Source organism: Micrococcales bacterium (genome assembly GCA_016703125.1).
Taxonomy (GTDB): domain Bacteria; phylum Actinomycetota; class Actinomycetes; order S36-B12; family UBA10799; genus JADKAV01.
Map to the genome: position 1 here is coordinate 452900 of JADJCR010000003.1, position 25788 is coordinate 478687.

Consider the following 25788-nt stretch of genomic DNA (forward strand, 5'->3'; position numbering starts at 1 on the left):
CACCTCACTGCGGAGGTGGCCCCAGCCGCAAGGTGACGCGGGCGCCGCCGTTGCTGGTGTGCGCGACGATGAGGGTGCCGCCCGCAGCCTCGACAAATTTGCGCACGATGGACAGCCCGAGTCGCGTGGAGCCCACCACCTCCTCGCGATCGGACAGGTCGAACCCCGGTCCCTCGTCCCAGACGGTGACGTCGACCAAGGCGTCGTGCGCGGTCACCGCGATACCGAATGCGGTCCCCTCGGGGGTGTGCAGGAAGACGTTCTGGAACAGGATGTCGATGGCTGAGGCGAGGTCGTCGGCGGTCAAGCGCACCAGCAACGGCGACCCCGGGACCTCCTGCCCGAAGGTGCGGCCCTGATCTTCGGCGAGCACCCGCCAGAACTGCATGCGCTCGCGCACGACGGCAGTGGCGTCGCATTGCGCCTGCAAACCCTCGCGAGCGGTGCGGCGGGCGGTCTTGATGATTTCGTCGACCATGCGGTGCACCCCGTCGAGGTCGTCCTGGAGGCGCTCGCGCACGACGGGATCGCTGACCCCGTCGACGTCGACGGACAGGACGGTGAGGGGGGTGCGCAACTGGTGGGCCAACTCCGCGGTGTACTCGCGCTCCTCGGCCAGCAGTTCCTGCACCCGCCCTGTGAGCCGGTTCAGCGCGATCCCGACGTGTTCGATCTCGATGATGCTGGAATGTGGTGCCCGGGCGGTGAGGTCGCCGGCAGCGACGGCGTTCGCGGTCACCTCCAGGTCGGTGAGGGGAGCCACGGTTCGGCGCGCCAGCCACCAAGCTGCACCGCCGGCGATCCCGAGCAGCATCAGGGACACCCCGGCCAGCGCCGCCAGTCGCGGCACCAGCCCCTCTCGCACCTCGTGCGGCGTCAGGGACACCAGCACCACGCCGAACTCCTCGTCGAAGTACGCAGGGGTCGTCACGTACCCCCAGCCATCGACGAGGTCGGAGGCGCTGCCACCGCGCATGGCCGACTGCACCGCCCGTTGCGCCTGCGGGGGATTCGGGCCCTGCACCTCACCTGCCGGGGAGATCAGCGTGACCTTCCCGGGCGCGTCGGTGTCCGGCTCGATGAAACGGTCGCCGCGGTCACCGACCTGCTGCCACTCGTTGGCCACCGAGCGGGCTTGCGCGGCGGCTCTGCTCAACTGGTCGGACTGCACGATGTCCCGGGCCGCGAGCCCCAGCGGTACGAGCAGGGCGATCAGGGCGCACGCGCAGACACCGAGCCCGAAAAGGATGAGGCGACGGTACATTCACGCGGTCCCGGCAGTGTCCTGTGCGTCCTCCAGCATGACGCCCACGCCCCGATGCACGTGCAAGAACCGCGGGGAGTCCACGTCGTCACCGAGTTTGCGTCGCAGCCACGACAGGTGCACGTCCACCGTGCGCGCGCTGTCCGTGCGCTGCCATACCTCGCGCAGGAGTTCCTTGCGGCTGATGACCCGGCCCGGGTTGGCGGCCAAGTAGGCGAGGACGTCGAACTCGAGCCGCGTGAGGTCCAACGGCCTGCCGTCGATCTCCGCGGTGCGTCGCGCCGGGTCCACGCTCAAGCCACCGACGGTGAACCGTACGCGACTTGCGTCGTCGTCGGTCGCCCCCGCCCGGCGCAGCACGGCCCGGAGGCGTGCCTCCAACTGGGCGGGGTCGTACGGCTTGACGACGTAGTCGTCGGCGCCGGCATCGAGGAGTTCCACGATGAGACCCTCGTCGTCGCGGGCGGTGGCCACGATCACGGGCACGGTGGTGGCCGCCCGGATCATGCTCAGCAGCTGCTCGCCGGTGATGTCGGGGAGCCCCAGATCCAGGATGACCGCCTCCGGGTTCTGCGTGAGCAGGGATTGCAGACCGGTCAGGCCGTCGGGAGCGGTGTCGACCGCGTGGCCCCTGGCCAGCAGGGCCCGGGTCACCGCCGTCCGGATCCCCGGATCGTCCTCGATGAGTAGAACGTGCACCACGCCTCGCAGACTACGCGCCGACCGGGGCGGACCTCGCACCTCGCGGCCAGCGGCCGACGGGGTGCTGCCGGCCATGGGGCGCCACGAACCATCCGTCGAGTCCCGCGTCGCCGAGCCAGCGGGGTCCGTGCGTGCCGGCGACCATCGCGGCCGTAGCAGCCGCATTGGCACCGGCAGCAGTCGCAGCCAGCACGCTGACGCTGGTCCACGGGCACGCGGCCGGCTTGCCGGTGCGCGGATCGATGATGTGATGGCCGCCCTCCCACCGTCGGTGACCTGTGCTGCTGGTGGCCAGTCCGGCGTCGTCGATCTCCAGGGAAACCGCATCAACGCCTGGGACGTCGGCGTCAGCTGCCACCACCCAGGGCGTGGCCGGGCTGACGACCCGGAGGTCGCCTCCCATGTTCGCCACCGCGTCGAGACCGGTGGAGTCATGGGCGACCGTGGCCAGCCGGTCCGCCAGCCAGCCCTTGGCCACGGCGCCGAGGTCCAGAGCCGTCCCGGGCGGGATGCGCACCTGCGCGCCGGTGCGGCCGCCTCGCACCTCGATCTCCCGCCAATCGCCGGCGGCCCCTCCGGGCTGGATGCCGGAGTCCTGGCCGGCCCACGTGTCGTAGCCGGCTGCCACGACGGCACGACCCAGCAGCGGATCCACGAATCCGCCGGTGGCACCGGCCGCCTCCAGGGCCGCGGTGAGCACCTCGACGAAGTACCATGCCACCGGTGTCCAGCGGCCCGCGTTCCGGCTGACCGCGGAGGACGTCGAGTCGGGACGGAACCGGCTGGCCAACAGGTCCAGCGCGTCGACCTCGTCATGCAAGAGCGAGGCCAGCCACCGGGTGAGGGCCGGCGTCGGCTCAGCGCGTAGCGACAGCCACAGTTCAGTGCGCCATGTGCGGTAGCACACGCTGGTCTCGGCGGTCATGCTCCCAGCGTGCCGGGCCGTCGGTTCAATGCGCTGCCACGTGCGCGTCAAGCCCCGAGCGGTCGCCTTGACATGGACTTAACATGTGCTTGCCACCGGGTGGGCACGCAGGCGACGCACACTGGTGCCATGCGGACATTCATCGTCTGGACCGTCGCAGTGGCTCTGAGTCTGGTGCTGGGCGTGGCTCTCTACGCCACGAGCTTGCGGGGGTCCAACGCGGGGTTCCAGCAGACGCTGGTATCGCCGCTTCCCACGGCCACGGTTGTCAAGACGGAGAAGAAGATCGTGCGCAAGCCCCCCAAGGAGACTGTGGTCTACGTCCCGCAGCCGCAGGCCGTGGTGCCGTCGTCGGCCGCACCCGCGGTGAGCGGCGACGACCACCAGGACGACAGCGACGACGACTGATCAGAAACGGAGGGCCGGCCCACCGCGGTGGTGGGCCGGCCCTCTCGTGTGGTCAGGAGCGGCGGGAACGGTGCTTGCGCTTGGCCTTCTTCCTCGCGGGGGCGAACGAGGGTGCCGCCGCGATGGACGCGGACGCGGCGACCCGGCCGGAGCGGTGCACGATGAGTGCCCCCCGGGTGGAGGCCCGGCTGATCTGCTGGGTCGGAGCCTGTGCCACGCCGACCACCCCGGCGGGTTCGGTCGGGACTGCGGCTTCGGCCGGAACGGCTGCCACCATCAGGCCGGAGCCGACGAGGGTGGCGGTCGAAGCGGCAATTGTGCGGGTGCGTTTCCTCTGCGTTGTGTGCATGACTCCACGGTGCAGGGAGGTCGTGTTAGCGCGCGCCCAGCGCAACGTCAAGAACGCGCTGATGCCTTGTCACCCAGGCAGCCACCCGACGCGGCCCGCCAGCACGGCATAGCCGATGAAGGCAACGGCGTCGATCAGGGCATGGGCGATGATCATCGGCATCACCCGTCCCCAGCGCTTGAACAGCCAGCCGAACAGCAGGCCCATCACGACATTGCCGACGAATCCGCCGATGCCCTGGTACAGGTGGTACGACCCGCGGATCACCGCGCCGGTCACGATCGCAGACGGCCAGCTCCAGCCCAGTTGTCGCAATCGGTGCAGCACGAAGCCGAGGACCACGACCTCCTCGACGACGGCGTTCTCCAGTGCGCCGAGTACCAGGACCGGAGTGCGCCACCACTGATCGGGCAGCCCTTGCGCGGCCACGTTCAGGTTGATGCCGGCCCGGTAGGCGATCAGGTACCAGACCAGGCCCGTGCCGCCGATCACCGCGGCGAGCACGGCCCCGCGCCCGAGATCGCGCCCGGGTTGAGAGCCGTCCACGCCCAGAGTGCTCAGGCTCTCCCCGGAGCGCCTGAGCAAGTAGGCCACCAGCCCGACGATGACAAGTGCGAAGCCGATGCGCAGCAACTGCAGCGTCAGGTCGAGCAGCGGCCGCGGGGAGGCCGAGGGATTGAGTGTGGCTGTCTGATCGGCCAAGGGCACGCCGCTGGTCAGATCGGCGATGAAGTCGACCACCGAGAAGACGCCGGCCCGGCCCAAGGACAGACCGAGCACCAGCAGGATCTCGGCGAAGAGATAGCTGCGCGCAAGGCCAGGCTGCTCACCGCTGCGCATGTCGGTCAGGGTACTGGTCAGCCCTGCGTCGAGAATCCGGGCACGAAGGTGTCGACGCAGCCTGCCGCGCCGCTATCGACTCCGATGGCGAACGCCTCGAGGCGTTCATCGGCGGTGCCGTGCGCGTCGGGGTCGTTCCACGGCACGCCTTCGGGATCCGCGACCGAGACCACCGCGGCGGCGGCCTGGTCGGCGGCATCTGCGCCCAGTAGGCCCTGTTCGTCGGCCCACCCGGCCCAGGCCCCCGCGAAGCAGTCCGCTTGCAGTTCGGACTCGATCGTGAGGGGGAACTGCTCGCTGAGCCCCAGGCGCCCGAACTCGTGGGCCAGGATCACCGCGTTGGCCATATCCCCGAATTCCTCGTAGTAGGGGACCATCAGGCCGGGCTCGTCCCACGCGATGTAGTCGCCGTCGCTCTGCGAGCAGTACACGGCGTTCTCCGGACCCACCGGCTGGCCGCCGCAATCCGGGCCGTCCTGCTCCGGCGGGTAGTACGCGATGAACTCGCCCGGGTCGGTCCACTCGATGCCGAACTCGGCGGGCAGGGTCTCGATCCAGTACTCGTTGATCGCTCCGAGTGCCAGATCCATCGCCTCGTCGTACGCCGCGAAGTCGAACTCCTGCGTCTCGCCCTCGGCCTTGAAGGAGAACGAGGTCCCCGACGGCGCAGAGGTGGGGACAGCGCCGGTCCGCTCGCCGCCGGCCGGGACTGTCGCCTGCTCCGGGACCGCGGGTGTTCCTGGATCCGACGGGGTGGTCCCGCCGCAGCCGGCAACCAGGACCAGCGCGGCGACCATGGGGGTGAGCAACTTGATCATTGGAGAAACGGTAGTGCCGTCGAGGTGTTCATGACGTGCGGCGAAGGTGGCTCCCGCGACTGGACTCGAACCAGTAACCGTCCGATTAACAGTCGGATGCTCTGCCAATTGAGCTACGCGGGAATCTTCCCTAGCGTACCGATCGCCCGTCGTGGTGCTTCCCCCGGGGCGCGCAGTCACGCTATCCGGTGCGTGTGCATGGGTCGTTCGGTTGGTCGGTGCGCCGGGGAGGTTGCGGTTCGGCAACGTCAATGATCGAGGCACGTTTTTGTGGTGTGGAGTCCAGTCGCCTTGGGTACTGTGATGTCACCTGATTCATATCGAAAGGGATGCACCCATGATTGTTCGTCGTATCACCGCCAGTGCCGCTGGTCTGGCGCTGGTAGGTACGGCTTTCGCTGCGGCTCCGGCCATGGCCAAGCAGAACACCACCACGCTCAAGCTCGACAGCAGGCTTGGTCTCCGCGTTCAGCGCCGTCGGGGTGACCCCGTCGGCCGTCAAGCCCGCGAAGCTCAGCGGAACCACCATCAGCTTCCCGGCCAAGCTCAAGGGCAAGACCATCACCCACAAGGGTGGCCTGAAGCTCACCACCGCCGCCGGCTTCGTGTCGCTGGAGAACATCGTCATCAACTACAAGACCGGCAAGGCGACCGCCGATGTCGGCAACCCGGTGACCCCGGACCCCCTGAACATCAAGAACATCCTGGTGATCAAGGGCGGCAAGAACAAGATCGCCAAGAAGGGCACGTGGAACAACGCCACCGCCAGCCTGAACAAGAGCGTCGAGGCGCTCGGCTCCAAGCAGGACCCCGCTGTCCTGCTGGCGCAGGTCCTCGGCCTGCCGGCGGGCTCGATCCCGACCGGCCAGGCGCTGGGCAAGATCACCATCAAGGTGAAGAAGTAGCACCAAGCACCCGAAGGGGAGCGGTCGGCACAGCCGGTCGCTCCCCTTCGCTTGTGCGGCCTAGACTCAAGTCCGGGGCGATAGCTCAATCGGTCAGAGCGCCGGACTCATAATCCGTTGGTTCCGGGTTCAAGCCCCGGTCGCCCCACAGTGAAACGTCGCGGGACATCTAGACGGTGTCCCGCGACGTCGTTCTTGTCGGTTTTGCAGCGGCTCTTATGTCGGGCGTGTGGCAGCGCCCCACCGTTCAGCTGGCCACCGGTTCCGGAGCCCGGTCGTGCCATGACATCCGGCGGTAGGCGATCAGAAGTACCACGGCCAGCAAGGGCCCGAGCACATCGCTGGGGATGGCCCAGACGTTGTCGGGTGCGGTGTTGTTGTGCGCGCTCCACTGCATGACGTGGCCGATCGCGTCTCCCCAGTAGCAGATCGCCAGGACCACGACGGCGGCGGTCAGCCAGCCGTCGCGCCGCCAGGCGCAGCCGATCCCCAGGACTCCGATCGCCGCGTCGGCCCAGCCGACCTCCCACTGGAACATCGACGGCGCGTAGCCGATGCCGGCCGCGATCTCCGCGGAGTTGGGACCGAGGTGCCCGAGGGCCGCCACCAGCGTCCATGCGCCACCGAAGACCAGTACCCACAGCAACAGCAACTCCACCACCCGGCGGGGGGTGCGGGCGTGCTCGCTGCGGTCGGCGGCCACGTGGATGCCCCATCCGGCGAACGTGATGACCCACGGAGTCAAGAAGAAGACCATGGCGGCAACGTAGCGGCGGTGGATCCGCGTGTGAGAGCCCCGTCCTTGGGACCGGTGCGGAGGACGGGGCCTCGGAGCAGCCCGTCAGGCGGTAGGTCCGGCCATCTACATCAATCACCGCACCAACCAGGCCCAGACAGTGAGTTTCTGGGAGAGCAAGGAGGCCATGGAGGCCACCGCGCAGGGCACTGAATACCTGGCTCGCGTGGTGGGGATGCTGCGTTCCTGCCTGGTCAACCGCGAGTACGCGCAGTGGGAGGTCGGTGCCCACGACACGCTGTCATCCCACCTCAAGGGCGGACGGCGGGGAGAGACCCCACGCCGTGATTGTCCTCCCCGTTGTTCGCGCCGATGCAGACATGGGCGATTGTCTGAACGGTCTGTTCGGAAATCGGACACGTTCGACGCGGGTGGCCGAAATGCCCGTTATGCCCCTTGACCGCCGGTTTCACGCACCGCTAGGTTTCCGCGAGGCAGTTGACAGTGTCGTCAAGCGGAACCGGGGTACCTGTGAAACGCATGGTCGTGGCACTGGTGTCGGCCGGGGTGATGGCGGCCCTGACGGCCACGCCGGCGTCGGCCGTGGACCTCGACCCGGTGCGCCTCGAACTCGTCGATGTGCCCGCCACGGTGCCTGCCGGGACCGATGCTTCGGTTGGCGCCTTCGTTCCGCGGGGTACCCGTTGCCGCCTCATCGTGCGGCACGACGCCACTGAGGTCTGGAAAGGCCCCCGGGCACGGGCCACCTCCGGCTTCATGCAGTTCCCCTGGACCCAGCAGCCGGGCAGTGCGACCGGCGAGTGGCGGCTGCGCGTCAAGTGCCGCGACGACCTGCGGCGATGGAAGTCCAAGTGGGGGGCCTTCAGCGTCACCGGCTCGGCCGCTGCTCAGTCGTCCACTCCCACCTTGAACCGCCCTGCCTCGGCCTCCGTCTCGGCGGTTCCCCGGTCCTACGGATGGCAACCATTCGGCACCACCCTTATCAAGGGCACCGACTGGTTCAACGGCCGCGGCGTGGACGTGCGCAGCAACGGCGGGAACGGATGTGCCTCGGGATGTGCAGTGCGCGGGACCTACGGCACCAAGTACCAGTGCGTCGAGTTGGTCAACCGGTTCGTCCGGACCCAGGGGTGGGTGACCAGCAACATCATGGGCAACGCCGGCCAGCTCATGCGGACGGCGCCGGCTGACGTCTTCGACAAGCATCCGGCCGGCGACGGCTACCTGCCCGTGCCGGGCGACATCATCGTGTGGACCGGCGGCAGCAGCGGCTACGGTCACGTCGCGGTGGTGTCGTCCGTGACGGGGCGCGTGGTCACCTTCGTCGAGCAGAATGCCAATCGCAGCGGCTCGTGGCACCTGACCATGAACGCGAATGGCAAGCTGGCCGGTTACGGGTCGTTGGCCCACATCGGTTACCTGCACGCGAAGGTCAACGCATAGTTCAGGTGCGGTCGCCGAACGCTTCCGCCACGAAGCGACTGCACTGTGCGGCCGGACTGTCGCACTCCAGGCACCACATCTGCACCTGCCCGGAATCGGTCATCGTCCGCACCCACCGGTGATGGGTCTCTTCGTCACTCATGGCCGGGTCGTTCCCCGCTTTCGGGTGTCCATCCGCGCGGGGGTAGCCTCGGCACATGGATGCCCCGGCCGGGATCCCGCCTGAGATCTTCTCCGGAGCGCCTCACCGTTTGACCATGGGGCTGCGGCCGCTGGACCTGGACACCTGGCTGGATGCAGATCCGGACCATCCCCAGATGCCCGTGCGCCGGGAGTTGCTGTCCGAGCGCCGGGGAGAGGTCTTCGCCGCACTGCCCGACTCGCTGGCTGCCTGTGAACAGGTGGCCACCCGCGTCGCCGCGGTCACGGGCCAGCGCTTGCCCGGGGAGGACCATCCCCTCGTGGAAGCCGCCTTGCAGGTTCGCGATGACCTGTGCGTGCTCGAGCAGCGGGACGGGTCCTGGGTGCTAACCGCGGCCGTCGTCTGCTTTCCCTCGCGGTGGCTCCTCCGGGAGAAGTTGGGCAAGGATGTGCTGTCGATCCATGATCCGGTTCCGCGGTATCGGGATGAGTTGGGGCGCCCGACCGAGGCGTCGTTCGCCGCCATCGTCAAGCAGGCACCGCGCTGGCGGACGAACTGGACCGTGCTCGACGATCCGGTCCTGTTCCAGCCGATGGCTCCGATCGGACCCAGGTACGTGCCCGGCCGAGACGGGTACCTGCGCGTGGAGCGGCAGTGTCTGGTCCCGGTGGGGGAGTCGATCGTCTTCTCGATCCGGACGACGGTCGTGCCGGTCGCCGACCTCGACGAGCATCAGGCAACGGCACTGCTCGCTTCCATCACGCAGACGCCCGAGGATCTGGCGGCCTATCGGGGCTGGTCCCGCGCGCCTCAGTAGCGCAACGGCTTCGGCGGCTGCGCCAGGGTCGCCCGCGGGCAGGCTGCCAGCGTCAGGCCGCCGAGCCCCAGCGCGGCATCACACAGGGACACGACCGTCCAGCCCATACGCGACGCGTAGGCCGTGATCGTGGCGCAGTAGACAGTGATCTCGTACGTGGTGGGAGTGCCATACGCGATCTGGACGGTGCCGATGAGGCGGGCATGTCCCGGGTCGTCCGGACTGCGCCACGGCATGTCGTAGCGGGCCCAGCGTGCCGGATCGGCCGACCACAAGCCGCCGTTGGTGGTGTCGCGCAGCGCCATCTCGACCAGGATCGACCGCGCGGAGTCCTCCGGGATGATGGCCGCCGGCCGGATGATCTCGGTGATGTCGGTGTCGATGTCCCCTGCGGCGAACGCGGTGGCCAGCACTCCGGCCGGATCACGTGTCAGCACCGGTATCACCTCCTCGCCACGATGCCGTCTGTATCGGTATCCGTGCGCGTCGTCTGAGTCGCTTAGTCCGATCTGGTGAGGGTGCAGCTTCCCGCGGCGGGACCCTGCCGCCGCGGAGGAGTCGCTGACGCAGGCGGCACGAGCCGGTACGTGGGACACAGGGCGACTGGCACGGGTTGGCTGCTCGGCCCGGCCACCGCCGGACACCGGCGCCACGCCGTCGGAGGTTCCTTGGCGAAGTCCCCTCTGACGCGTATCCTGATCTCGGTCCTTGTGGGTCTCGACGCTGGGGAAGGCGAAGCGAGACGAGGAGGGCCTCATGAGCGGTACCCAGGCGGCAGCCCGGGGAGTGGTCTTCATCCACTCCTGCCCGAGGGCCTTGATGTCCCATGTCCAGTGGGCTGTCGAGCGCGCGGTGCAACGCACGCACCCGTACGACTGGGCGGCTCAGCCGGTGCAGCCCGGCACGTTCCGGTGCGAGATGCAGTGGTTCGGCGCGGTCGGCGTGGGGGCGGCCATCGCGACCGCCCTGCGCGGCTTCCCCCACTTGCGGTTCGAGGTCACTGAGGAATCGGCCACAGGACCGGGGGAACGCTTCTGCGTCACGCCCACGCTGGGCATGTTCCGGGCGGCGACCGGACCCACCGGCGACATCCTCGTCTCCGAAGAACGGCTCCGCCCACTGCTGGCTGAATCCGACCCCCGGGACGGACTCGCGCTGCTGCTCGGCCAGGCCTGGGATGACGAGCTTGAACCCTTCCGGATGGCCGGCGACGCAGGGGTCAGGTGGTTGACGCGCGTGGGGTGAGGCGCCCGGGTGTCACCCGTTCGGCCCAGTACGCACGATCAGCACCGCGGGAGGTCCCTGCCTGAGGTGGTGGCATCGGTGCGTTTTCCTCAGTGATGTTGACCCGATAGGGTGAGGTCGCCGTTGAGACGGCGTGCGTTCACCCGTTCGGCGGCGTAGAGCGATGTGCCTGGTGGCGATCCTAAGAGGGAAATGTGACCGCAGCCGGCGGCAATGTCGTTCAGACCTTCGAGATCGCCCAGGCCCTGCTTGCGGATCTGCCCGCTCAGGCCGCCGCGCCCGAGGGGTCGTTCGTGGTCCCCAACGTGACGATGGAGTTCAACGCGGCGCCTGCTGCGGCCAGCCCGTCGGACGACAAGAACACCTTCCGCGAGACGATCGGCGCCCCGGGCGCGCAAGGCGGCACCGGCATCACGGTGGCCGTGATCGACACCGGCGTGGATGCCAGCGCCGACATCGATGTGACCGAGCACGTCAACGTCTCCGGCGACCGTCGGGGCGATGGCCTCGGTCACGGCACCTTCATGGCCGGCCTCGTGGCCGGTGACGACACCCAGTACGGCGGGGTCGCCCCGGGCGCACAGGTGCTCGACGTGCAGGTGGCCGACCGGGACGGCAACACCGATCTCGCGCGGGTGCTGGCCGGACTGCAGGCGGTCGCCGACCACCGTGCCGAGGACCCCTCGCTGGACGTCGCGATGCTGGCGCTGAGCACGGAGAGCCCGCTGCCTCCGTGGCTGGACCCCTTGACCCGCGGCCTCGACCGGCTGTGGGCGCGCGGGGTCACCGTGGTGGTCGCCTCCGGTAACGATGGCAAGGACGCCGTGTCCTCGCCGGCCACCGATCCGGTACTGCTCGTCGCGGGTTCCCAGGACGAGGCGGACACCGCCGCGCGCGGCGACGACACCGTTCCGGACTTCTCGAGCTACGGCAAGGCTTACGGCGAGGTGCGCCCGGACATCGTGGCCCCTGGCGTGTCGTTGATCTCGACCGCCGCGCCGGGCAGCCAGGCCTACCTGGAGAACCCGGGATCGCGCGTCGGTGACGACTTCCTCAAGGGGACCGGCACCTCGATGTCCGCGGCCGTGACCGCCGGTGCCCTGGCGGCCCTGCTGGCTCAGCGGCCGGACCTGACCCCGGATCAAGCCAAGGCGCTGCTCGTCGACACCGCCTACCGCACCTCCGGGCTGCGGGCCAAGGACGGTGCGGGCAACGGTGGACTGGACCTGGCCGCTGCGTTGACGGCCCCGGTGCCCACCGTGCAAGGCAACCCGATGGACGACTCGCCGCGGTTCGGGCCGGCTGAAGCCGACGCCGCCGTGTGGGCGCAGTTCGCCAAGGCGTGGCAGGACGGCGACCTGCGGGCCGTCGCCAAGGCGTGGGTGCAACTGTCAGAGCAGAGCCGGCGTTGGGCCGCCAACGCCTGGTCGATCGCCGCCTTGGTGCAGGCGCTGACCACCGACGACGGCACCTTCGAAAGTCGGCGCTGGGCCGGCCACCACTGGACCACCGACGCCTGGAAGAGCCGCCGCTGGGCCAGCGACGAGTGGGTGAGCCGTCGTTGGGCCGACGAGCAATGGCTGCAGGACATGTGGGACAGCCGCCGCTGGGCGGACTCCGACTGGTCGAGCCGGCGCTGGGCTGCCGATGACTGGTTGTCCTTCGCCTGGATGCTGCGGACCGCTGAGACCGACCCCACCATCCTGCAGATGTGGCGCGACAACACGTGGGCCAGCCGCCGCTGGGCCAGCCGCCGCTGGGCCGACTCCGACTGGTCGAGCCGGCGCTGGGCCGACGTGTCCTGGGTGAGCCGCCGCTGGGCCGACGAAGCGTGGGACAGCCGCCGCTGGGCCGACTACAGCTGGGACAGCCGCCGCTGGGCGTCCGGTGACTGGTCGAGCCGCCGTTGGGCCGACTTCTCCTTCGACAGCCGCCGCTGGGCGACCACCGAGTGGGACAGCAGGCGTTGGGCGACTCAGGGTTGGGAAATTCCTTACTGCCCTGAGGAGGTGCCGATGACGCAGGTTCGAGAGGGCCTGCGTCAGGCCCGTCCGGCATGGCTCTCGCCCAATCTCGTCGTCTCGAGTGTGGCCGGCATCGCCGTTCTGTGCCTCGCGGTGCTCGCTGTCCTGCCGGGATTGGTCACCCTCCCGGCGGACATCGAGCAGCCGGTGCCCTGGTGGCTACTGGCCCTCTTCTTCGCGCTCGCAGCCCTGTCGGAGGTCATCTACGTGCCCGTGCGGCACGCCGACTCGTGGGAGGAACTGGCGTTCGTCGAAGTGGTCATGATCTGGGGCCTGCTGGTCCTGCCGCCGCTGCCCCTGATGGTCACGACTCTGCTGGGATTCGCATTGGTGGCGGCCCTGCTGCGCCGGCCGCTGGTCAAGTCGGTGTTCAACCTCGCCTCCTACACGGTGGCCAGCACCGGGCTGATGATCACGTACTACGTGCTGGATGCCGGTGCTGGCACCTTCAGCGCGCGGTCCATGACTGTACTGGTGATCGCTGCGCTCGTGTTCGCCTTCGTGAACCTGCTGCTGCTGTCGGTGATCCTGTACGCCGCCGGGGACGTGCCGCCCCGGGAGTTCCTCGCCGAGCAGTGGTGGTTGAGCGTAGGCATGGCGGTCGGTTCGGTCGGGGTCTCCATGATGGCGCTGTCCATCTGGCAGAACACCCCGGTGCTCGTCCCGCTGACCGCCCTGCCCGCGGTGGCCTTGTGGTACGCCTACCGTGCCAGCGCCTCGCACGCCGAAGCCCGGGAGCGCAGCCGTTGGCTGGTGGAACTCGGGCAGGCGGTGGCCACCCCCGGCGTCCCCGACGAGGTCATCCCGCGCGCGGCGGAGGCCCTTCGCAGGGTCTACGGCGCCGACGAGTACACGGTCGTGCTGCATTCGGGACTTCATTTCGGGTCCGATCCGGCGTGGTCCGCGCCATCGCTCATGCCGCGCGAGGCGCGAACGCTCGATGCCGGGTCGCTGCCCACCGGCTGGCGCGCCGGGGTGGCTGTGCGGCTCGATGACCAGTCCGGCGGCGGGGTGCTGGCCCTTGGGAGCCACCGCGACCCGGTCGGCGTGCTGAGCCGGTTGCCCTGGGCGCGCTCCTGGGAGCTGGAGGACACCGACAAGCCTGGCCTGGTGGCGCTGACAGCCGCGGTGGGTTCGTCTGTGCGGGCAGGCCAGACGCTGACCGCGCTGACCGCGGAAACCGCCAAACTGCAGGCAGTCGTCGATCACGCCACCGACGGCATCGCGGTGGTCGACACCGGTGGCCGGTTGCTGCTGTGGAGCCCAGCGGCCGAACGGATCACCGGCGTGGCGGCACCGCGAGGAGACGAGTACCCGGAGATCGTGCGCCGGATCATCTCCGTGCCGCCGGATCGGCAAGGCCTCGAGCTGGAGTTCGACCGCGCCGACGGTCAGAGCCTGTCCCTGCACGTCACGCGTGTGGACGTCGTTGGTTCTGCGGCGACCAGTGTCATCACCATCCGGGACATGACCCGCGAGCGCCGCGCCGAACGGATGAAGGCCGACTTCATCGCGACGGTGTCCCACGAGTTGCGCACCCCGATCACGCCGATCCGTGGCTACGCCGATCTGCTGCGGCGCCGCTGGGACCGCATGAGCGAGGAGAAGCGCAACAAGGTGCTCGACACGATCGAGGAGCGGGCCAACCACCTCACCCGGCTGGTCGATGATCTGCTGATCGCCGCGCGGGCCAGTACGGACACCACCCTCCGTGTCGAAATGCAGAGCGTGGATGTCGTGGCTCTTGTGCGGGAGGCCGCCACTGCTTTCCCCGATGCCGAGGGGCGCATCACCATCGAGGATGTTCCGCCGCTGCTCGTGCTGGCCGATCCGACCCGCTTGGTCCAGATCATCGGGAACCTCGTGGGGAATGCGCTGAAGTACACCCCGGCCGGTACGCAGATCGACCTCACATTCGGGGCCGGCGACCCGGTCGAGGTGCGGGTCACAGACCATGGTCCAGGTATCGCCGCCGATGAACAGGAGCGCGTATTCGAGCGGTTCTACCGGATCGAGGACCCGCTGACGATGCGCACGGGCGGCAGTGGGCTGGGCCTTCACATCAGCAGGGAACTAGCGCGTGCGATGGGCGGTGACGTTAGGCTGAAGTCGAGTCCAGGAGCAGGATCAACGTTCGTAGTGCAGCTTAAGCCGGAGGGGACTGATGGCCACGATCCTGATCGTCGACGATGAACCCAGCGTCCGCGACCTGATCCGCGACACCCTGGAACTGGAGGACCACGAGGTTGTCGAAGCCGTGGACGGCCCGAGCGCACTGGAGGTCCTCTCGGCCGACGAACTGCCCGACTGTGTGGTCCTGGACATCATGATGCCCGGCATCAGCGGCCTGGACGTCCTCACCGAACTGCGCGCACGGCCGAGCACCAAAGAACTGCCGGTCATCCTGCTCACTGCGATGTCCGACGATGCGACCACGTGGGCCGGCTGGAGCGCCGGCGCCAACGTGTTCCTGCCCAAGCCCTTCGACCCCGGAGCGCTGCTGGACTGGATCGAAAGGGTCCTGGAAGGCGGCGGCGAGATGGAGCCCACACTGTGAAGACAATCCGGCCGGAGAACCTGGCCAGCCGCCTCGAGTCCTTGTCGCCGCATCCGCGCGTCGTCGCGCCCGGCAACTTCGCGACTCCGCAGACCTTGTTGAAGGTGCTCGACGAGGCGATCCCGTCGTACATCCTGCACATGCTCAACGCCCAGGGGGAAATCCCCGGCCGGCCGGGCGTGACCCACGAGACCACCTTCGTCGGACCGGGGATGCGCCGCAGCCCGTCGCTCATGTACTACCCCTGCCGGCTGAGCCTCACGCCGATCATCCTGCGCAACGCCCTTCCGGTGGACGTGTTGCTGCTGCACACCTCGGCCCCCCGCGACGGTGTGGTGTCAATGGGCCTGGAGGTAAACATCCTGCCGGCCGTGCTGGAAGCAGTGCGTGACCGCGGGGGGCTGGTGATCGCGCAGGTGAACCCGCGGATGCCGCACACCTACGGCGACGCCCTGGTCCACGTGGACGACATCGACTACGCGATCGAGGTCGACGAGCCGCTGATGGCGCTCGAGCCGCCCGCGCCGGACGAGGTCGCGCAGGCGATCGCCGGGCGCATCTACAGCCGCATCCCGGACGGGGCCACGCTGCAGTTGGGGATCGGGGGAGTGCCGGACGCGGTTCTGGGCTCGCTCACCGGCCGGCGCGGTCTGCGGATCTGGTCGGAGATGTTCTCCGACGGGGTCCTGGCCCTGCACGAGTTGGGCTGCTTCGACACCGACGTGCCGCTGACGGCATCGTTCGTCTTCGGCAGTCAGCGCCTGTACGACTGGCTCGACGGGAACCGCCTGGTGCGGATGCGGCGCACGGAGGTCACCAACAACCCCGGCCGGATCAGCCGCACGCCATCGATGATCAGCGTGAACTCCGCGTTGCAGGTCGACCTGTACGGCCAGGCCAACGCGTCGCGCATCAAGGGCCGCATCTACTCGGGGTTCGGGGGATCCACGGACTTCATCGTCGGCGCGCTGCATTCGCAAGGCGGACACGCGTTCATCGCGCTTCCCTCCTGGCATCCGCGCGCCCAGGTGTCCACGATCGTGCCGCTCATCGAGGGTCCGGTGACCTCGTTCCAGCACTCGTCGGTGGTCACCGAGAACGGGCTGGCGCAGATCTTCGGCAACGACGAGCGCGAGCAGGTGCGGCAGTTGATCGACCACGCCGCCCACCCGGATGCCCGGGAGGCACTCTGGGAGGCAGCCAAAGCTCAGGGCCGGGCCTGAGCCCGCGGCACTCCGGGCTCAGCCGCCGCCCTCGGTGTTCCCAGCCTCCGCGGAGCCGGGGTCGTCCAGCCGGTACTGGCGCGCGGCCGTAGCCACGGCTTGCGGATCGACGGCCCCCTGCCGGGCCAGCATCGCCAGCGCCTGCACGGTGATTGCCTCGGCATCGACGAGGAAGTGCCGCCGCAACGCGCCACGGGTGTCGGACATGCCCCAGCCATCAGTGCCCAGAGACATGAAGTCGCCCGGCACGAAGGGGCGGATCTGGTCCTGCACGGCGCGCATGTAGTCGCTGACCGCCACCACCGGACCCGGTGCCTCGGCCAACCGCTGGGTCACGTAAGGCACCCGCGCCGGCGCCGCCGGATCCAGCAGGGCCGCACGTTCGGCGGCCAGGGCGTCGCGACGCAACTCGGTCCAAGAGGTGACCGACCAGACATCGGCGCTGACCCCCCAGTCGGACTGCAGTAGCTGCTGCGCCGTCACCGCCCAGGGCACGGACACACCGGACGCCAGCAACTGCACGCGCGGGCCGTTGCCCTCGCCCCGCGACCAGAGGTGCATGCCTTTGACGATCCCCTCGGCATCCACCCCTTCAGGCTCGGCGGGCTGCACGATCGGCTCGTTGTAGACGGTGAGGTAGTAGAAGACGTCCTCGGAGTCCTCGCCGTACATGCGGCGCAGACCGTCCTTGACGATATGCGCGATCTCGAAGGAGAACGCCGGGTCGTAGGCCACCACGCCCGGATTCGTCGATGCCAGCAGGTGCGAGTGGCCGTCCTCGTGTTGCAGGCCCTCGCCGTTCAGCGTCGTGCGTCCGGCGGTGGCGCCGAGCAGGAAGCCGCGCACCCGCTGGTCCATGGCCGCCCAGAACTGGTCGCCCGTGCGCTGGAAGCCGAACATCGAGTAGAAGATGTACACCGGGATCATCGGCTCGTCGTGCGTGGAGTAGGACGAGCCCGCCGCCTGGAACGAGGCCGCCGATCCTGCCTCGTTGATCCCTTCGTGCAGGATCTGTCCGTTGACGGCTTCCTTGTAGGAGAGGAACAACTCCCGGTCCACCGACTGGTACAACTGGCCGGCCGGGTTGTAGATCTTCTGCACCGGGAACATGGCGTCCATCCCGAACGTGCGGGCCTCGTCGGGGATGATCGGCACGAACCGCTTGCCGATCTCCGGGTCTTTCAGCAACTCCTTGAACAGCCGGACGAAGGCCATGGTCGTGGCCACTTCCTGCGACCCGGAACCGCGGCGGACGACGTCGTACGGTTTGTCGCCGGGCAGGGTCAGCGGGCGTGACTTCTGCTGCCTGTACGGCAGCGAGCCGCCGAGTTCCCGGCGCCGGTCGAGCATGTACTGGATGCCGGGGTCGTCGGGTCCGGGGTGGTAGTAGGGCGGCAGTTTCGCGTCGATCTGCTCGTCGGTGAAGGGGATCTTCAAGCGGTCCCGGAACGCGAGCAGGTCATCGAGGGTCAGCTTCTTCATCTGGTGGGTGGAGTTGCGCGACTCGAAGTGCGAGCCGAGCGTCCAGCCCTTGACGGTCTTCGCGAGGATCACGGTGGGCTGACCCTTGTGCTCCAGGGCGGCCTTGTACGCCGCGTAGAGCTTCAGGTAGTCGAGCCCGCCGCGCTTGAGCTTCCAGATCTGGTCGTCGGTGTAGTCGGCCACCATCGCGGCGATCCGCGGGTCCTTGTTGAAGAAGTGCTCTCGGACGTACGCGCCGGATTCCCCCTTGAAGGTCTGGTAGTCGCCGTCCACCGTCTCGTTCATCAGGGTCACCAGCGCACCCTCGGTGTCGCGGGCCAGCAGGTCGTCCCACTCGCGGCCCCAGATGACCTTGATGACGTTCCATCCGGCACCGCGGAACGTGGCCTCCAGTTCCTGGATGATGCGGCTGTTCCCGCGCACCGGGCCGTCGAGGCGCTGCAGGTTGCAGTTGACGACGAACGTGAGGTTGTCCAGTCCCTCCCGGGACGCGACGTCCAGGTGGCCGAGGGTTTCCGGCTCGTCGGTCTCGCCGTCGCCGAGGAAGGCCCACACGTGCTGTCGCGAGGTGTCCTTGATGCCGCGGTTGTGCAGGTAGCGGTTGAAGCGGGCCTGGTAGAGCGCCGCGTCCGGTCCGAGGCCCATGGACACCGTCGGGAACTGCCAGAAGTCGCCCATCAGACGCGGGTGCGGGTAACTGGGCAACCCGGCGCCGAGCCCGCCGTGGCTGAGCTCCTGGCGGAAGCCGTCCAGCCGGTCCTCGGTCAGCCGGCCCTCCAGGAAGGCACGCGCATAGATGCCGGTGCACGCATGGCCCTGGTAGAAGACCTGGTCGCCACCGTCGATCCCGGGACCCTGGAAGAAGTGGTTGAAGCCGACCTCGTACAACGAGGAGGAGGACGCGTAGGTGCTGATGTGACCGCCGACAGAGATGCCTGGTCGCTGCGCGCGATGCACCATGATCGCGGCGTTCCAGCGCACGAACGCGCGGATGCGGTGCTCGACCTCCTCGTCGCCCGGGAACTCGGGTTCGTCCCCGGGGTGGATGGTGTTGATGTAGTCGGTCTGCCGGAGATCCGCGATGCCGATGCTGCGCTCAGCTGCCCGCCGCAGGAGTTCGCGGACCAGGAAGCGGGCGCGGGTCGGGCCGGCGGCGTCGATCGTCGCGTCCAGCGACTCGATCCACTCCCGGCTCTCCTCGGGGTCGGAATCCACGTACTGCGTCGGAATGCCACCAGGCTTCACCGGGCACCGCCTTTCGGGTCGACTTCGACCCTAGCCCCGAGGCGCGGGTTGTGACAGTGCTAGCGACGGGCTGACTTCGGGGCCACCAGCCGGGTGCCCTGCCAGGTGCGACTGGCGCTGATCGTGCGCGTGGGCTGCAGTCCGGCCGTGGGTGCCGCCTCGGCGATGTCGGCCGGGTCGATGTGACCGACGCGGCCCGCCTTCGGCGTGAGCAGCCAGATGACGCCGTTGTCGGCCAGCGGGCCGAGGGCGTCCATCAGCCCGTCGACGAGGTCGCCGTCGTCGTCGCGCCACCACAGCAGCACGGCCTCGACGATCTCGTCGCTGTCCTCGTCGAGCAGGTCGGCGCCGATGGCGGCGGCGAAGGCATCGCGGATGGTGTCGTCACAATCGGCGTCGAAGCCGATCTCCATCACCGCCTGTCCCTGCGCTAAGCCGAGTGGCAATTGGTCTTGAGCCTGGGTGCTCATGGGACTCGTACGGATAAGGCTGCACCGGACACAGGAGTAGTCCACACAACACGCGCGCCAGTTGCAAGTCCTTCGGGGCATGTTGTGCGCAACCGGTCCAGATCGGGCGGTTGATGTTGCGGATGCGCGGTCGCCGGATCGGCCCCACGATGAGAGCAAGGTGGTGCGTCGCCGTCAGGCCCGGATGGGGACGCACCACCCTCCCGCCACTGCCGATACCCTGGTCTGGGCCCGTAGCGCAGCTGGTAGCGCGCCCCGCTTACACCGGGAAGGTCGTCGGTTCGAGTCCGGCCGGGCCCACGTGCGTCTCGCTGACCTGGTCGACCGACTCGACAGTTGGTTCCCGCCGGACTTGGCCGAGCCCTGGGACGCCGTCGGCCTGGCGTTCGGGGATCCCGACGCCGACGTGCGCTCGGTGCTGCTGGCCGTCGATCCCACCGCGTCGGTCGCGGCACAGGCAGAGGAACTCGGTGTCGACCTGCTGCTCACCCATCATCCGCTGTGGCTCTCGGGGGTGACCGCCTTGCGCGGGGCCAAGGGCCGGTTGGCCCAGGAGTTGATCGGGCACGGGATCGCGCTGTTCAACGCGCACACCAACGCCGACCGCGCCCGGCCAGGTGTCAACGACGCGCTGGCGGCGGCCCTGGGCCTGCGCGACACCGAGCCGCTCGAGCGCCGCCACACGACCCTGCTGCGCTTGACGGTGTACGTGCCTGCAGCCGACCGTGAGCGGCTGATCGACGCGTTGTCCCAGGCGGGCGCCGGAGCCATCGGTGCCTACGACCGCTGTGCCTACACCACACCCGGTGAGGGGACCTTCCGGCCGCTGCCCGGCGCCGAACCCCACATCGGAACGGTGGGGGACGTGGAACGTGTAACGGAGGACCGCCTCGAGATGGTGCTGCCCCTGCGCCGGCGCGATGCGGTCACCGCCGCGTTGCGAGCGGCTCATCCCTACGAGGAGCCCGCCTACGACCTCACGCAGATCAGCCGGCTCGATGAGGGCGTCGGGCTCGGCCGGGTCGGCATGGTCGACCCGCAGCCCCTTGCCGAGTTCGCCGCATCGGTGCGTGCCGCTCTGCCGGACACGGCTGCGGGTGTGCGCTTCGCCGGGGATCCGCAGGCGACAGTGCGGCGCGTGGCCGTCGTCGGGGGTTCCGGCGCCTCGGAGTTGGGCGCAGCCAGTGCGGTGGCTGATGTCCTCGTGACCGCCGATCTGAAGCACCACACGGTCGATGAGCATCTGGCCGAGGGTGGTTGCGCCGTGGTAGATGTTGCCCACTGGGCAAGCGAGTGGCCGTGGTGCCCGGCGACCGCGCAGCGACTGCAGGCTCTGGGCCTGCGCACCCACGTCAGCACTCTGGTGACGGATCCATGGACCGGCCATGTAGGAGGAAGCACATGAAAGCTGACCCGTTTGTGCAGGAGGCACTGCTCGAGCTGCCACTGGTGGATCGCAAGCTCGCGCAGTTGGCGCAAGAGTCGGCGAGGTCGGAGCTCAAGGCCAGCGCCACGCAGGCCCGGGCGGCCGTGGTGACCGCGGAGGAGTCGCTGGTCGACACCCGCACCCGGATCAAGGACCTCGAACGTGAGATCGCCCGGGCGGATAACGACGTGCAGACGGTCCGGTCCCGGATCGAGCGCGACCAGCAGACACTGGACACGGGCGTGGCGGGGGCCAAGCAGTTGGTGGACATCCAACATGAACTCCAGAGTCTGGCCCGCCGGCAGGCGGAGTTGGAGGACGTCGAGATCGAGATCATGGAACGGATGGAGGAGGCGAGCTCCGGCCTGGCAGCGGCGGAGGGCCTGTTGGCCGAGGCCCGGGCCAGGGCTGACCAAACGGCGCAGGAATGGGACCGCCGCTCGGATGAGATCGCGGCGGAGATTGTGGCCCTTGAACAGCGGCGCGCCGAGGTCGCCGCGGAACTGCCCGCCGATCTGCTCGCGCTCTACGAGAAGGTCAGGGATCGTTCCGGCACCGGGGCTGCCCTGCTGCAGCACCGTCGGTGCGGCGCCTGCCAGATCGTGCTCAGTTCGACCGACCTCGACCGGGTCCGCGCGGCGGCATCTGACGATGTGGTGCGTTGCGAGGAGTGCGGGGCGATCATGGTGCGCACAGGGGAGTCGGGACTGTGACCGGCACGATCGTCGACTTCCCGGCTGGGGTGATCCAGGGCAGCGGCACGGTGGTGCGGGTGATCGACCTCGGCGACCGGTCCGGCGTCATCACCGACCGCACGCCGTTCCACCCGGTGGACCCGACCTGGCCCGACCAGCCGGCCGACGAGGGAACCCTTGACACAGTGCCGCTGGCCGACTGCCTGGTGGGCGCCATCGCTGCGGACGGCACGGTCAGCGTGGGTGAGGACATCGGTGCCCGTCGCGGGGACCCGGATCACGAGTGGGTGGTCGTGCACGTCCTCGCCGGTGGTGCCCCACAGCCCGGGGCGGTCGTGGACCTGCAGGTGGATGCGGCGCGGCGGGTGGCGTTGAGCCGGGCTCACACCGGTTGCCACGTCTCCGCTCTGGCGTTGAACAGCGTCGTCGCCGACCTGTGGCGCAAGGAGGTCGCGCTCGACGGGATCGGCAATCCGGACTTCGACCGGATCGCGCTGACCTCGTCGAGGATGGTCGCGGACGAGGCCCGCGACACCTACCGGCTCGGCAAGTCGCTGCGGAAGAAGGGTTTCGACACCGCGGGTCTGCTGGCACAACTCGACGACCTGCCGCAGCGGGTCGAGGCGAAGGTCCGGGAGTGGATGCGGGCGGACGCCTCGGTGGACATCGAAACGGAAGGGCCGCACCTGACCGACATGCGGTACTGGTGCTGCCACGTCCCCGAAGGAACCTTCCGCATCGCGTGCGGTGGCACCCACGTCACGTCGCTGCGCGAACTCGGTGCACTGTCGGTGCGATACGAGCAGCCCGACGAGTCGACCCTGGTGGCGGTGACCACCGTCGGATAGGACGGGGCTGCCGATGGGAGACCAACGGCGGACCCGCGGCACTACCGTGTGCGTGTGGCCCCGACCTACCTGTCCGCTCGCGTCCCGGTGGCGGAGTTGCTCGCCGGATTCGAACGCATCCGCGAGGAGTTGGAGGTCACCGAGGACTTCGGCCCGGCGGCCCAGCGCGAGGCGCAGGCTGCAGCGCGGTCATCCCACCGCACCGATGTGAACGCCACCGAACTGCCCTTCGTGACGATCGACCCCGAGGGTGCGATGGATCTCGACCAGGCGGTGTTCATCCAGCGCCGCAGGCAGGGTTACCGCGTTCACTACGCGATCGCCGATGTGCCCGGTTTCCTGACCCCGGGCAGTGACCTCGACGCCGAGGTCCGGCAGCGGGTCGTGACCCTGTACAGCCCCGACCGGAAGGTGCCGCTGCACCCCACGGTGCTGTCCGAGGACGCCGCGAGTCTGCTTCCCGGCCGCGAGCGTCCGGCACTGGTGTGGCAACTGGACCTCGACGGCTCCGGTGCACTCGAGGCCTCGCGTCTGCAGCGGGCGATGGTGCGCAGCCGCGCGAAGTTGTCGTACGAGCAGGTTCAGGCCGAGTTCGACGCCGATCGAGCAGATGGGTCGCTGGGACTGCTGCGGGAGGTGGGCCAGCTGCTGCAGGAGCAGGAACGAGCCCGTGGGGAGTGTCGCTACCAGGTGCCGAGCAGGAGGTCGTCAGCGACGGCGGTTCCTTCCGGCTCGAGTTGCGGCGGCCGCTGGCGGTGGAGGACTGGAACGCGCAGATCTCCCTGCTGACCGGTCGGGCGGCAGCTTCCATGATGCTCGCCGGCGGGATCGGCATCCTGCGCACCATGCCTGCCCCGTCCGCCGCGGACATCGCACGGGTGCGCTCCGTGGCGAAGTCGCTGGCTGTGGACTGGCCTGACGGAGCTACCTACCCGCAGGTGATCGCCATGATGGATCCCACGGTTCCCGCCCAGGCAGCGTTCCTCAATGCCTGCGTGATCCTCTTGCGCGGGGCCGGCTACACCGCCTTCGCCGGGAAGGGTCCCGCGCTGTCGACACACTCCGCGGTCGCCGCCCCCTACGCGCATGTCACCGCCCCGTTGCGCCGGCTCGTGGACCGCTGGGGGCTGCAGATCTGCCTGTCGCTGTGCGAGGGGTCCGAGGTGCCCGGGTGGGTGCGCTCGAGTCTGGACACGCTGCCGGAGTTGATGGCCGACGGTGGTCGGCGGGCCCGCGCGCTGGAGCGGGCCAACGTCGACCTGGTTGAGGCCTTCGTCCTGCAGGACCGTGTGGGCGAGCACTTCGAGGCGGTCGTCCTCGACGTGCAGGAGTCGTCGAGCCGGGTGCAGTTGACGCAGCCGCCGGTGATCGCGCGGGTCGGGGAGCGGTTGCCGCTGGGGCGGCGAGTAGGACTGCAACTGGCACAAGTGGACATTCCGCAACGCTGTGTGCAATTCGTACCGATCGATCAGTCCGGTGGGTCTGTCTGAACGGATGATTGTCCCTGATGCCGGTTGTCACCGGTCGCGCAGCCGGTCTAGAAATGAGGTACACGTTCGGCAGACCGGGAGGTACACACAGGGGCATCGAGGCCAAGTCATCGCTGAGGTGCGAGCACTGCGCTCGCCAACACAGGAGAGATCCAAGAGACGAGGCCGGATCCCCGCGGGAGTCCACGAAATCGCGGAGAAGCGATCAGGCGTTAACGCCACGCGGGCCCTCGGCAACTCACCACCTCCCCGTACTCCGAGCGTCCGAGGGGCTCCTCTCACCCATACTGAGAGGAGCCCCTCAACCTTTGTTCTGGAGTGGCGCGAAGGCCTTTCACGGCGGGTGGTCCCCCTGGTCGTCGGAGGCCGCGTCGTGTTCGCGCTGAAGCCGCGGGCTGATCCTGTCACAGCCCCCAGAACGGCCCCGTGAGTCCGACCTCGCGGAAGTACTCGGCGGCCTCCGAGGGATCTCGGCGCACGTACCCCGGATCCAACCGCCCGGCGTACCAACTGCGGGCCAGCCGCCATAGAGTCGCCAGGTCCATGGTGTAACCGCGCTCATGGCCGGTGCTCTCCAACCAGGCGTCTATGCAGTCCATGGAACAGAACAGACTCTGGTGGCTGCAGGTATGCACGACGTCATCCCAGATGTGCGCGGCCGGCACGAGGAAGTGGGCGATCTGGTCGCCATCAGGGGGAGCGTCGGTGCCGACGTTCCATGCATGTGGCCTTGCACAGGCAGGGCAGCGCGTCGCCACCAGGACCGGGCTCTGTGCAGGCAGCAGGTGGGGCAGCGCGAAGGAATCCCACGCGCAACCGCCCCACCACAGTGTGGTTGCGCCCATAACCGAGAAGCCCAGAGGAATGGCGGCGAAGGGGTGTGCCATCGCGATCCGGTCGTCGGAGTCCAGGACCAGATGCCGGGCACCGGCCAGCGCACGCAACCCCTCGGCCACCTCCGACTCGTTGGCGTCCAACCCGGTTGTCAGCGCTCCGGTGTCGGGGGGATGGCCCGTCCGTGCGAACGACTGGTAGACCGCGAGCCTGAGGGCCTCGACGTCCATGCCCACAGTCTGCCGCGCGAGCCGTTGTGAGTCACCCTTCTTCGCCTGGGCGACTGGGCGCTCCGCGGCCAGACGCATCGGCCGCGCGAGCGTGCTGAATCTCGCACGCATCGTGACCATACTGAATGGGTCCGCCCAGCATCCGGAGGTCACGATGAGCGTCCGCGTCGCCGCCATCGCGGCTGCAGCCCTGCTCAGTCTGGTGGCGGTGTTCCAGGTGGCACTGGTGTTCGGCGCGCCGTGGGGGGAGTACACCCAGGGCGGGGCGAACGTCGGTGTGTTGCCGGTCGAGGCTCGGGTGGTGGCGGCGGTCTCCGCCGTGCTGCTGGTGGTCATGGCCGCCGCGGTGCTGGCCAGGGTCGGGCTCGGCCCGCTGCGGTCGGCACCGCGTCGGCTGGTGACGGTGCTGGCTTGGTTCACCGCCGGTTACAGCGTTCTCGGATTGCTGGCGAACCTGGCCACACAATCTGACCGTGAGCGCATGCTGTGGGCTCCAGTCACCGCTGTCCTGGCGGTGTTGGTCCTCGTTGCTGTCATCGGCACGCGTGCGGGCCGTACACTCGAGGAGGCGAGTCGGTCGGACGGCCGCGGCTGAGAGGTCGAGGAAAGTCCGGACTCCACAGGGCAGGACGGTGGGTAACACCCACCC

The 25788-nt window shown here is 68.9% G+C and carries 24 protein-coding genes, 3 tRNA genes and 1 pseudogene; 15 read left to right on the forward strand and 13 right to left on the reverse strand.

Features of this window, described 5'->3' with window-relative positions; translation table 11 throughout:
- Nucleotides 1-4: 4 nt before the first annotated feature.
- From IPG68_06540 to IPG68_06550, 3 genes are read right to left on the reverse strand one after another with little or no spacing between them, the layout of a single operon-like run.
- Nucleotides 5-1264 carry a HAMP domain-containing histidine kinase gene (locus IPG68_06540; GenBank protein ID MBK6762941.1) on the reverse strand — a complete coding sequence of 420 codons (1260 nt, stop codon included), beginning with the start codon at nucleotides 1262-1264 and terminating at the stop codon, nucleotides 5-7.
- Nucleotides 1265-1966 carry a response regulator transcription factor gene (locus tag IPG68_06545; GenBank protein ID MBK6762942.1) on the reverse strand — a complete coding sequence of 234 codons (702 nt, stop codon included), beginning with the start codon at nucleotides 1964-1966 and terminating at the stop codon, nucleotides 1265-1267.
- A gap of 10 nt (nucleotides 1967-1976) precedes the next feature.
- The gene (locus tag IPG68_06550; GenBank protein MBK6762943.1) at nucleotides 1977-2891 is read right to left on the reverse strand and encodes an FAD:protein FMN transferase; all 915 of its coding nucleotides are present in this window, start codon (nucleotides 2889-2891) and stop codon (nucleotides 1977-1979) included.
- A 129-nt stretch (nucleotides 2892-3020) separates the two neighbouring features.
- On the opposite strand from IPG68_06550, the gene IPG68_06555 reads away from it, so the two are divergent.
- Complete coding sequence (locus IPG68_06555; protein ID MBK6762944.1) at nucleotides 3021-3299, forward strand: hypothetical protein; 279 nt, start codon at nucleotides 3021-3023, stop codon at nucleotides 3297-3299.
- Nucleotides 3300-3351: 52 nt separating this feature from the next.
- Here IPG68_06555 and IPG68_06560 read toward each other — a convergent pair whose 3' ends face one another.
- The 4 genes from IPG68_06560 to IPG68_06575 form a co-directional block, all read right to left on the reverse strand.
- Nucleotides 3352-3648, reverse strand: a complete 297-nt coding sequence (locus IPG68_06560) for a hypothetical protein (GenBank protein MBK6762945.1) — start codon at nucleotides 3646-3648, stop codon at nucleotides 3352-3354.
- 69 nt (nucleotides 3649-3717) lie between these two features.
- Nucleotides 3718-4488, reverse strand: coding sequence for a CPBP family intramembrane metalloprotease (locus tag IPG68_06565; protein ID MBK6762946.1), 771 nt, complete (start codon nucleotides 4486-4488; stop codon nucleotides 3718-3720).
- A 17-nt stretch (nucleotides 4489-4505) separates the two neighbouring features.
- Nucleotides 4506-5306 carry a neutral zinc metallopeptidase gene (locus IPG68_06570; protein MBK6762947.1) on the reverse strand — a complete coding sequence of 267 codons (801 nt, stop codon included), beginning with the start codon at nucleotides 5304-5306 and terminating at the stop codon, nucleotides 4506-4508.
- Nucleotides 5307-5353: 47 nt separating this feature from the next.
- A tRNA-Asn gene (locus IPG68_06575) sits at nucleotides 5354-5429 on the reverse strand.
- Between the two features lie 332 nt (nucleotides 5430-5761).
- Here IPG68_06575 and IPG68_06580 point away from each other — a divergent pair.
- On the forward strand, nucleotides 5762-6211 hold the full coding sequence (locus tag IPG68_06580) for a hypothetical protein (protein ID MBK6762948.1): 450 nt from the start codon (nucleotides 5762-5764) through the stop codon (nucleotides 6209-6211).
- Between the two features lie 74 nt (nucleotides 6212-6285).
- Nucleotides 6286-6359: transfer RNA gene (locus IPG68_06585), tRNA-Ile, on the forward strand.
- A gap of 99 nt (nucleotides 6360-6458) precedes the next feature.
- Here the strand turns inward: IPG68_06585 and IPG68_06590 are convergent.
- The gene (locus tag IPG68_06590) at nucleotides 6459-6968 is read right to left on the reverse strand and encodes a hypothetical protein (protein MBK6762949.1); all 510 of its coding nucleotides are present in this window, start codon (nucleotides 6966-6968) and stop codon (nucleotides 6459-6461) included.
- Between the two features lie 510 nt (nucleotides 6969-7478).
- On the opposite strand from IPG68_06590, the gene IPG68_06595 reads away from it, so the two are divergent.
- A complete protein-coding gene (locus IPG68_06595) occupies nucleotides 7479-8411 on the forward strand; it encodes a CHAP domain-containing protein (GenBank protein MBK6762950.1) in 933 nt (310 codons plus the stop codon).
- Nucleotide 8412: 1 nt separating this feature from the next.
- On the opposite strand, the gene IPG68_06600 is transcribed toward IPG68_06595, so the two are convergent.
- On the reverse strand, nucleotides 8413-8553 hold the full coding sequence (locus tag IPG68_06600; GenBank protein ID MBK6762951.1) for a hypothetical protein: 141 nt from the start codon (nucleotides 8551-8553) through the stop codon (nucleotides 8413-8415).
- 55 nt (nucleotides 8554-8608) lie between these two features.
- On the opposite strand from IPG68_06600, the gene IPG68_06605 reads away from it, so the two are divergent.
- Nucleotides 8609-9370, forward strand: coding sequence for a DUF3445 domain-containing protein (locus IPG68_06605; GenBank protein ID MBK6762952.1), 762 nt, complete (start codon nucleotides 8609-8611; stop codon nucleotides 9368-9370).
- Here the strand turns inward: IPG68_06605 and IPG68_06610 are convergent.
- Nucleotides 9364-9807 carry a hypothetical protein gene (locus tag IPG68_06610; protein ID MBK6762953.1) on the reverse strand — a complete coding sequence of 148 codons (444 nt, stop codon included), beginning with the start codon at nucleotides 9805-9807 and terminating at the stop codon, nucleotides 9364-9366. The two genes, IPG68_06605 and IPG68_06610, sit on opposite strands and share 7 nt — an antisense overlap.
- 319 nt (nucleotides 9808-10126) lie before the next feature.
- Here IPG68_06610 and IPG68_06615 point away from each other — a divergent pair, with 319 nt between their 5' ends.
- The 4 genes from IPG68_06615 to IPG68_06630 all read left to right on the forward strand — a co-directional run bounded on the left by IPG68_06615 (nucleotide 10127) and on the right by IPG68_06630 (nucleotide 16419).
- Nucleotides 10127-10615 carry a DUF3145 family protein gene (locus tag IPG68_06615; protein MBK6762954.1) on the forward strand — a complete coding sequence of 163 codons (489 nt, stop codon included), beginning with the start codon at nucleotides 10127-10129 and terminating at the stop codon, nucleotides 10613-10615.
- A 194-nt stretch (nucleotides 10616-10809) separates the two neighbouring features.
- Nucleotides 10810-14832 carry a S8 family serine peptidase gene (locus tag IPG68_06620; protein ID MBK6762955.1) on the forward strand — a complete coding sequence of 1341 codons (4023 nt, stop codon included), beginning with the start codon at nucleotides 10810-10812 and terminating at the stop codon, nucleotides 14830-14832.
- A complete protein-coding gene (locus tag IPG68_06625; GenBank protein ID MBK6762956.1) occupies nucleotides 14804-15196 on the forward strand; it encodes a response regulator in 393 nt (130 codons plus the stop codon). Before IPG68_06620 ends, IPG68_06625 begins: the two co-directional genes overlap by 29 nt.
- Nucleotides 15193-16419 carry a hypothetical protein gene (locus IPG68_06630; GenBank protein MBK6762957.1) on the forward strand — a complete coding sequence of 409 codons (1227 nt, stop codon included), beginning with the start codon at nucleotides 15193-15195 and terminating at the stop codon, nucleotides 16417-16419. Before IPG68_06625 ends, IPG68_06630 begins: the two co-directional genes overlap by 4 nt.
- A gap of 18 nt (nucleotides 16420-16437) precedes the next feature.
- Here IPG68_06630 and aceE read toward each other — a convergent pair whose 3' ends face one another.
- Both aceE and IPG68_06640 read right to left on the reverse strand, forming a co-directional pair.
- A complete protein-coding gene (gene aceE / locus IPG68_06635) occupies nucleotides 16438-19146 on the reverse strand; it encodes a pyruvate dehydrogenase (acetyl-transferring), homodimeric type (GenBank protein MBK6762958.1) in 2709 nt (902 codons plus the stop codon).
- Between the two features lie 59 nt (nucleotides 19147-19205).
- Complete coding sequence (locus IPG68_06640) at nucleotides 19206-19616, reverse strand: DUF3052 domain-containing protein (protein MBK6762959.1); 411 nt, start codon at nucleotides 19614-19616, stop codon at nucleotides 19206-19208.
- A 227-nt stretch (nucleotides 19617-19843) separates the two neighbouring features.
- Here IPG68_06640 and IPG68_06645 point away from each other — a divergent pair.
- The 5 genes and pseudogenes from IPG68_06645 to IPG68_06665 all read left to right on the forward strand — a co-directional run bounded on the left by IPG68_06645 (nucleotide 19844) and on the right by IPG68_06665 (nucleotide 24075).
- Nucleotides 19844-19916: transfer RNA gene (locus IPG68_06645), tRNA-Val, on the forward strand.
- A gap of 16 nt (nucleotides 19917-19932) precedes the next feature.
- Complete coding sequence (locus IPG68_06650) at nucleotides 19933-21021, forward strand: Nif3-like dinuclear metal center hexameric protein (GenBank protein MBK6762960.1); 1089 nt, start codon at nucleotides 19933-19935, stop codon at nucleotides 21019-21021.
- Nucleotides 21018-21755: a hypothetical protein gene (locus IPG68_06655; protein MBK6762961.1), complete on the forward strand. Its 738-nt coding sequence runs from the start codon at nucleotides 21018-21020 to the stop codon at nucleotides 21753-21755. The genes IPG68_06650 and IPG68_06655 overlap by 4 nt, the downstream gene beginning before the upstream one ends.
- The gene (locus IPG68_06660) at nucleotides 21713-22585 is read left to right on the forward strand and encodes a metal-dependent hydrolase (protein ID MBK6762962.1); all 873 of its coding nucleotides are present in this window, start codon (nucleotides 21713-21715) and stop codon (nucleotides 22583-22585) included. The genes IPG68_06655 and IPG68_06660 overlap by 43 nt, the downstream gene beginning before the upstream one ends.
- 96 nt (nucleotides 22586-22681) lie before the next feature.
- Nucleotides 22682-24075 (forward strand): annotated as a pseudogene (locus IPG68_06665) (RNB domain-containing ribonuclease).
- Between the two features lie 404 nt (nucleotides 24076-24479).
- On the opposite strand, the gene IPG68_06670 reads toward IPG68_06665, so the two are convergent.
- Nucleotides 24480-25139 carry a hypothetical protein gene (locus IPG68_06670; protein MBK6762963.1) on the reverse strand — a complete coding sequence of 220 codons (660 nt, stop codon included), beginning with the start codon at nucleotides 25137-25139 and terminating at the stop codon, nucleotides 24480-24482.
- Between the two features lie 154 nt (nucleotides 25140-25293).
- Between IPG68_06670 and IPG68_06675 the strand changes: the two genes are divergently transcribed.
- Nucleotides 25294-25734, forward strand: coding sequence for a hypothetical protein (locus IPG68_06675; GenBank protein MBK6762964.1), 441 nt, complete (start codon nucleotides 25294-25296; stop codon nucleotides 25732-25734).
- Nucleotides 25735-25788 lie beyond the last annotated feature (54 nt).

Coding starts and splice junctions, on each gene's coding strand:
- IPG68_06640 (MBK6762959.1), bottom strand. CDS start 19,616: ATGAGCACCCAGGCTCAAGACCAATTGCCACTCGGCTTAGCGCAGGGA.
- IPG68_06625 (MBK6762956.1), top strand. CDS start 14,804: ATGGCCACGATCCTGATCGTCGACGATGAACCCAGCGTCCGCGACCTG.
- IPG68_06570 (MBK6762947.1), bottom strand. CDS start 5,306: ATGATCAAGTTGCTCACCCCCATGGTCGCCGCGCTGGTCCTGGTTGCC.
- IPG68_06540 (MBK6762941.1), bottom strand. CDS start 1,264: ATGTACCGTCGCCTCATCCTTTTCGGGCTCGGTGTCTGCGCGTGCGCC.
- IPG68_06560 (MBK6762945.1), bottom strand. CDS start 3,648: ATGCACACAACGCAGAGGAAACGCACCCGCACAATTGCCGCTTCGACC.
- IPG68_06550 (MBK6762943.1), bottom strand. CDS start 2,891: ATGACCGCCGAGACCAGCGTGTGCTACCGCACATGGCGCACTGAACTG.
- IPG68_06655 (MBK6762961.1), top strand. CDS start 21,018: ATGAAAGCTGACCCGTTTGTGCAGGAGGCACTGCTCGAGCTGCCACTG.
- IPG68_06565 (MBK6762946.1), bottom strand. CDS start 4,488: ATGCGCAGCGGTGAGCAGCCTGGCCTTGCGCGCAGCTATCTCTTCGCC.
- IPG68_06615 (MBK6762954.1), top strand. CDS start 10,127: ATGAGCGGTACCCAGGCGGCAGCCCGGGGAGTGGTCTTCATCCACTCC.
- IPG68_06605 (MBK6762952.1), top strand. CDS start 8,609: ATGGATGCCCCGGCCGGGATCCCGCCTGAGATCTTCTCCGGAGCGCCT.
- IPG68_06600 (MBK6762951.1), bottom strand. CDS start 8,553: ATGAGTGACGAAGAGACCCATCACCGGTGGGTGCGGACGATGACCGAT.
- IPG68_06675 (MBK6762964.1), top strand. CDS start 25,294: ATGAGCGTCCGCGTCGCCGCCATCGCGGCTGCAGCCCTGCTCAGTCTG.
- IPG68_06590 (MBK6762949.1), bottom strand. CDS start 6,968: ATGGTCTTCTTCTTGACTCCGTGGGTCATCACGTTCGCCGGATGGGGC.
- IPG68_06670 (MBK6762963.1), bottom strand. CDS start 25,139: ATGGACGTCGAGGCCCTCAGGCTCGCGGTCTACCAGTCGTTCGCACGG.
- IPG68_06555 (MBK6762944.1), top strand. CDS start 3,021: ATGCGGACATTCATCGTCTGGACCGTCGCAGTGGCTCTGAGTCTGGTG.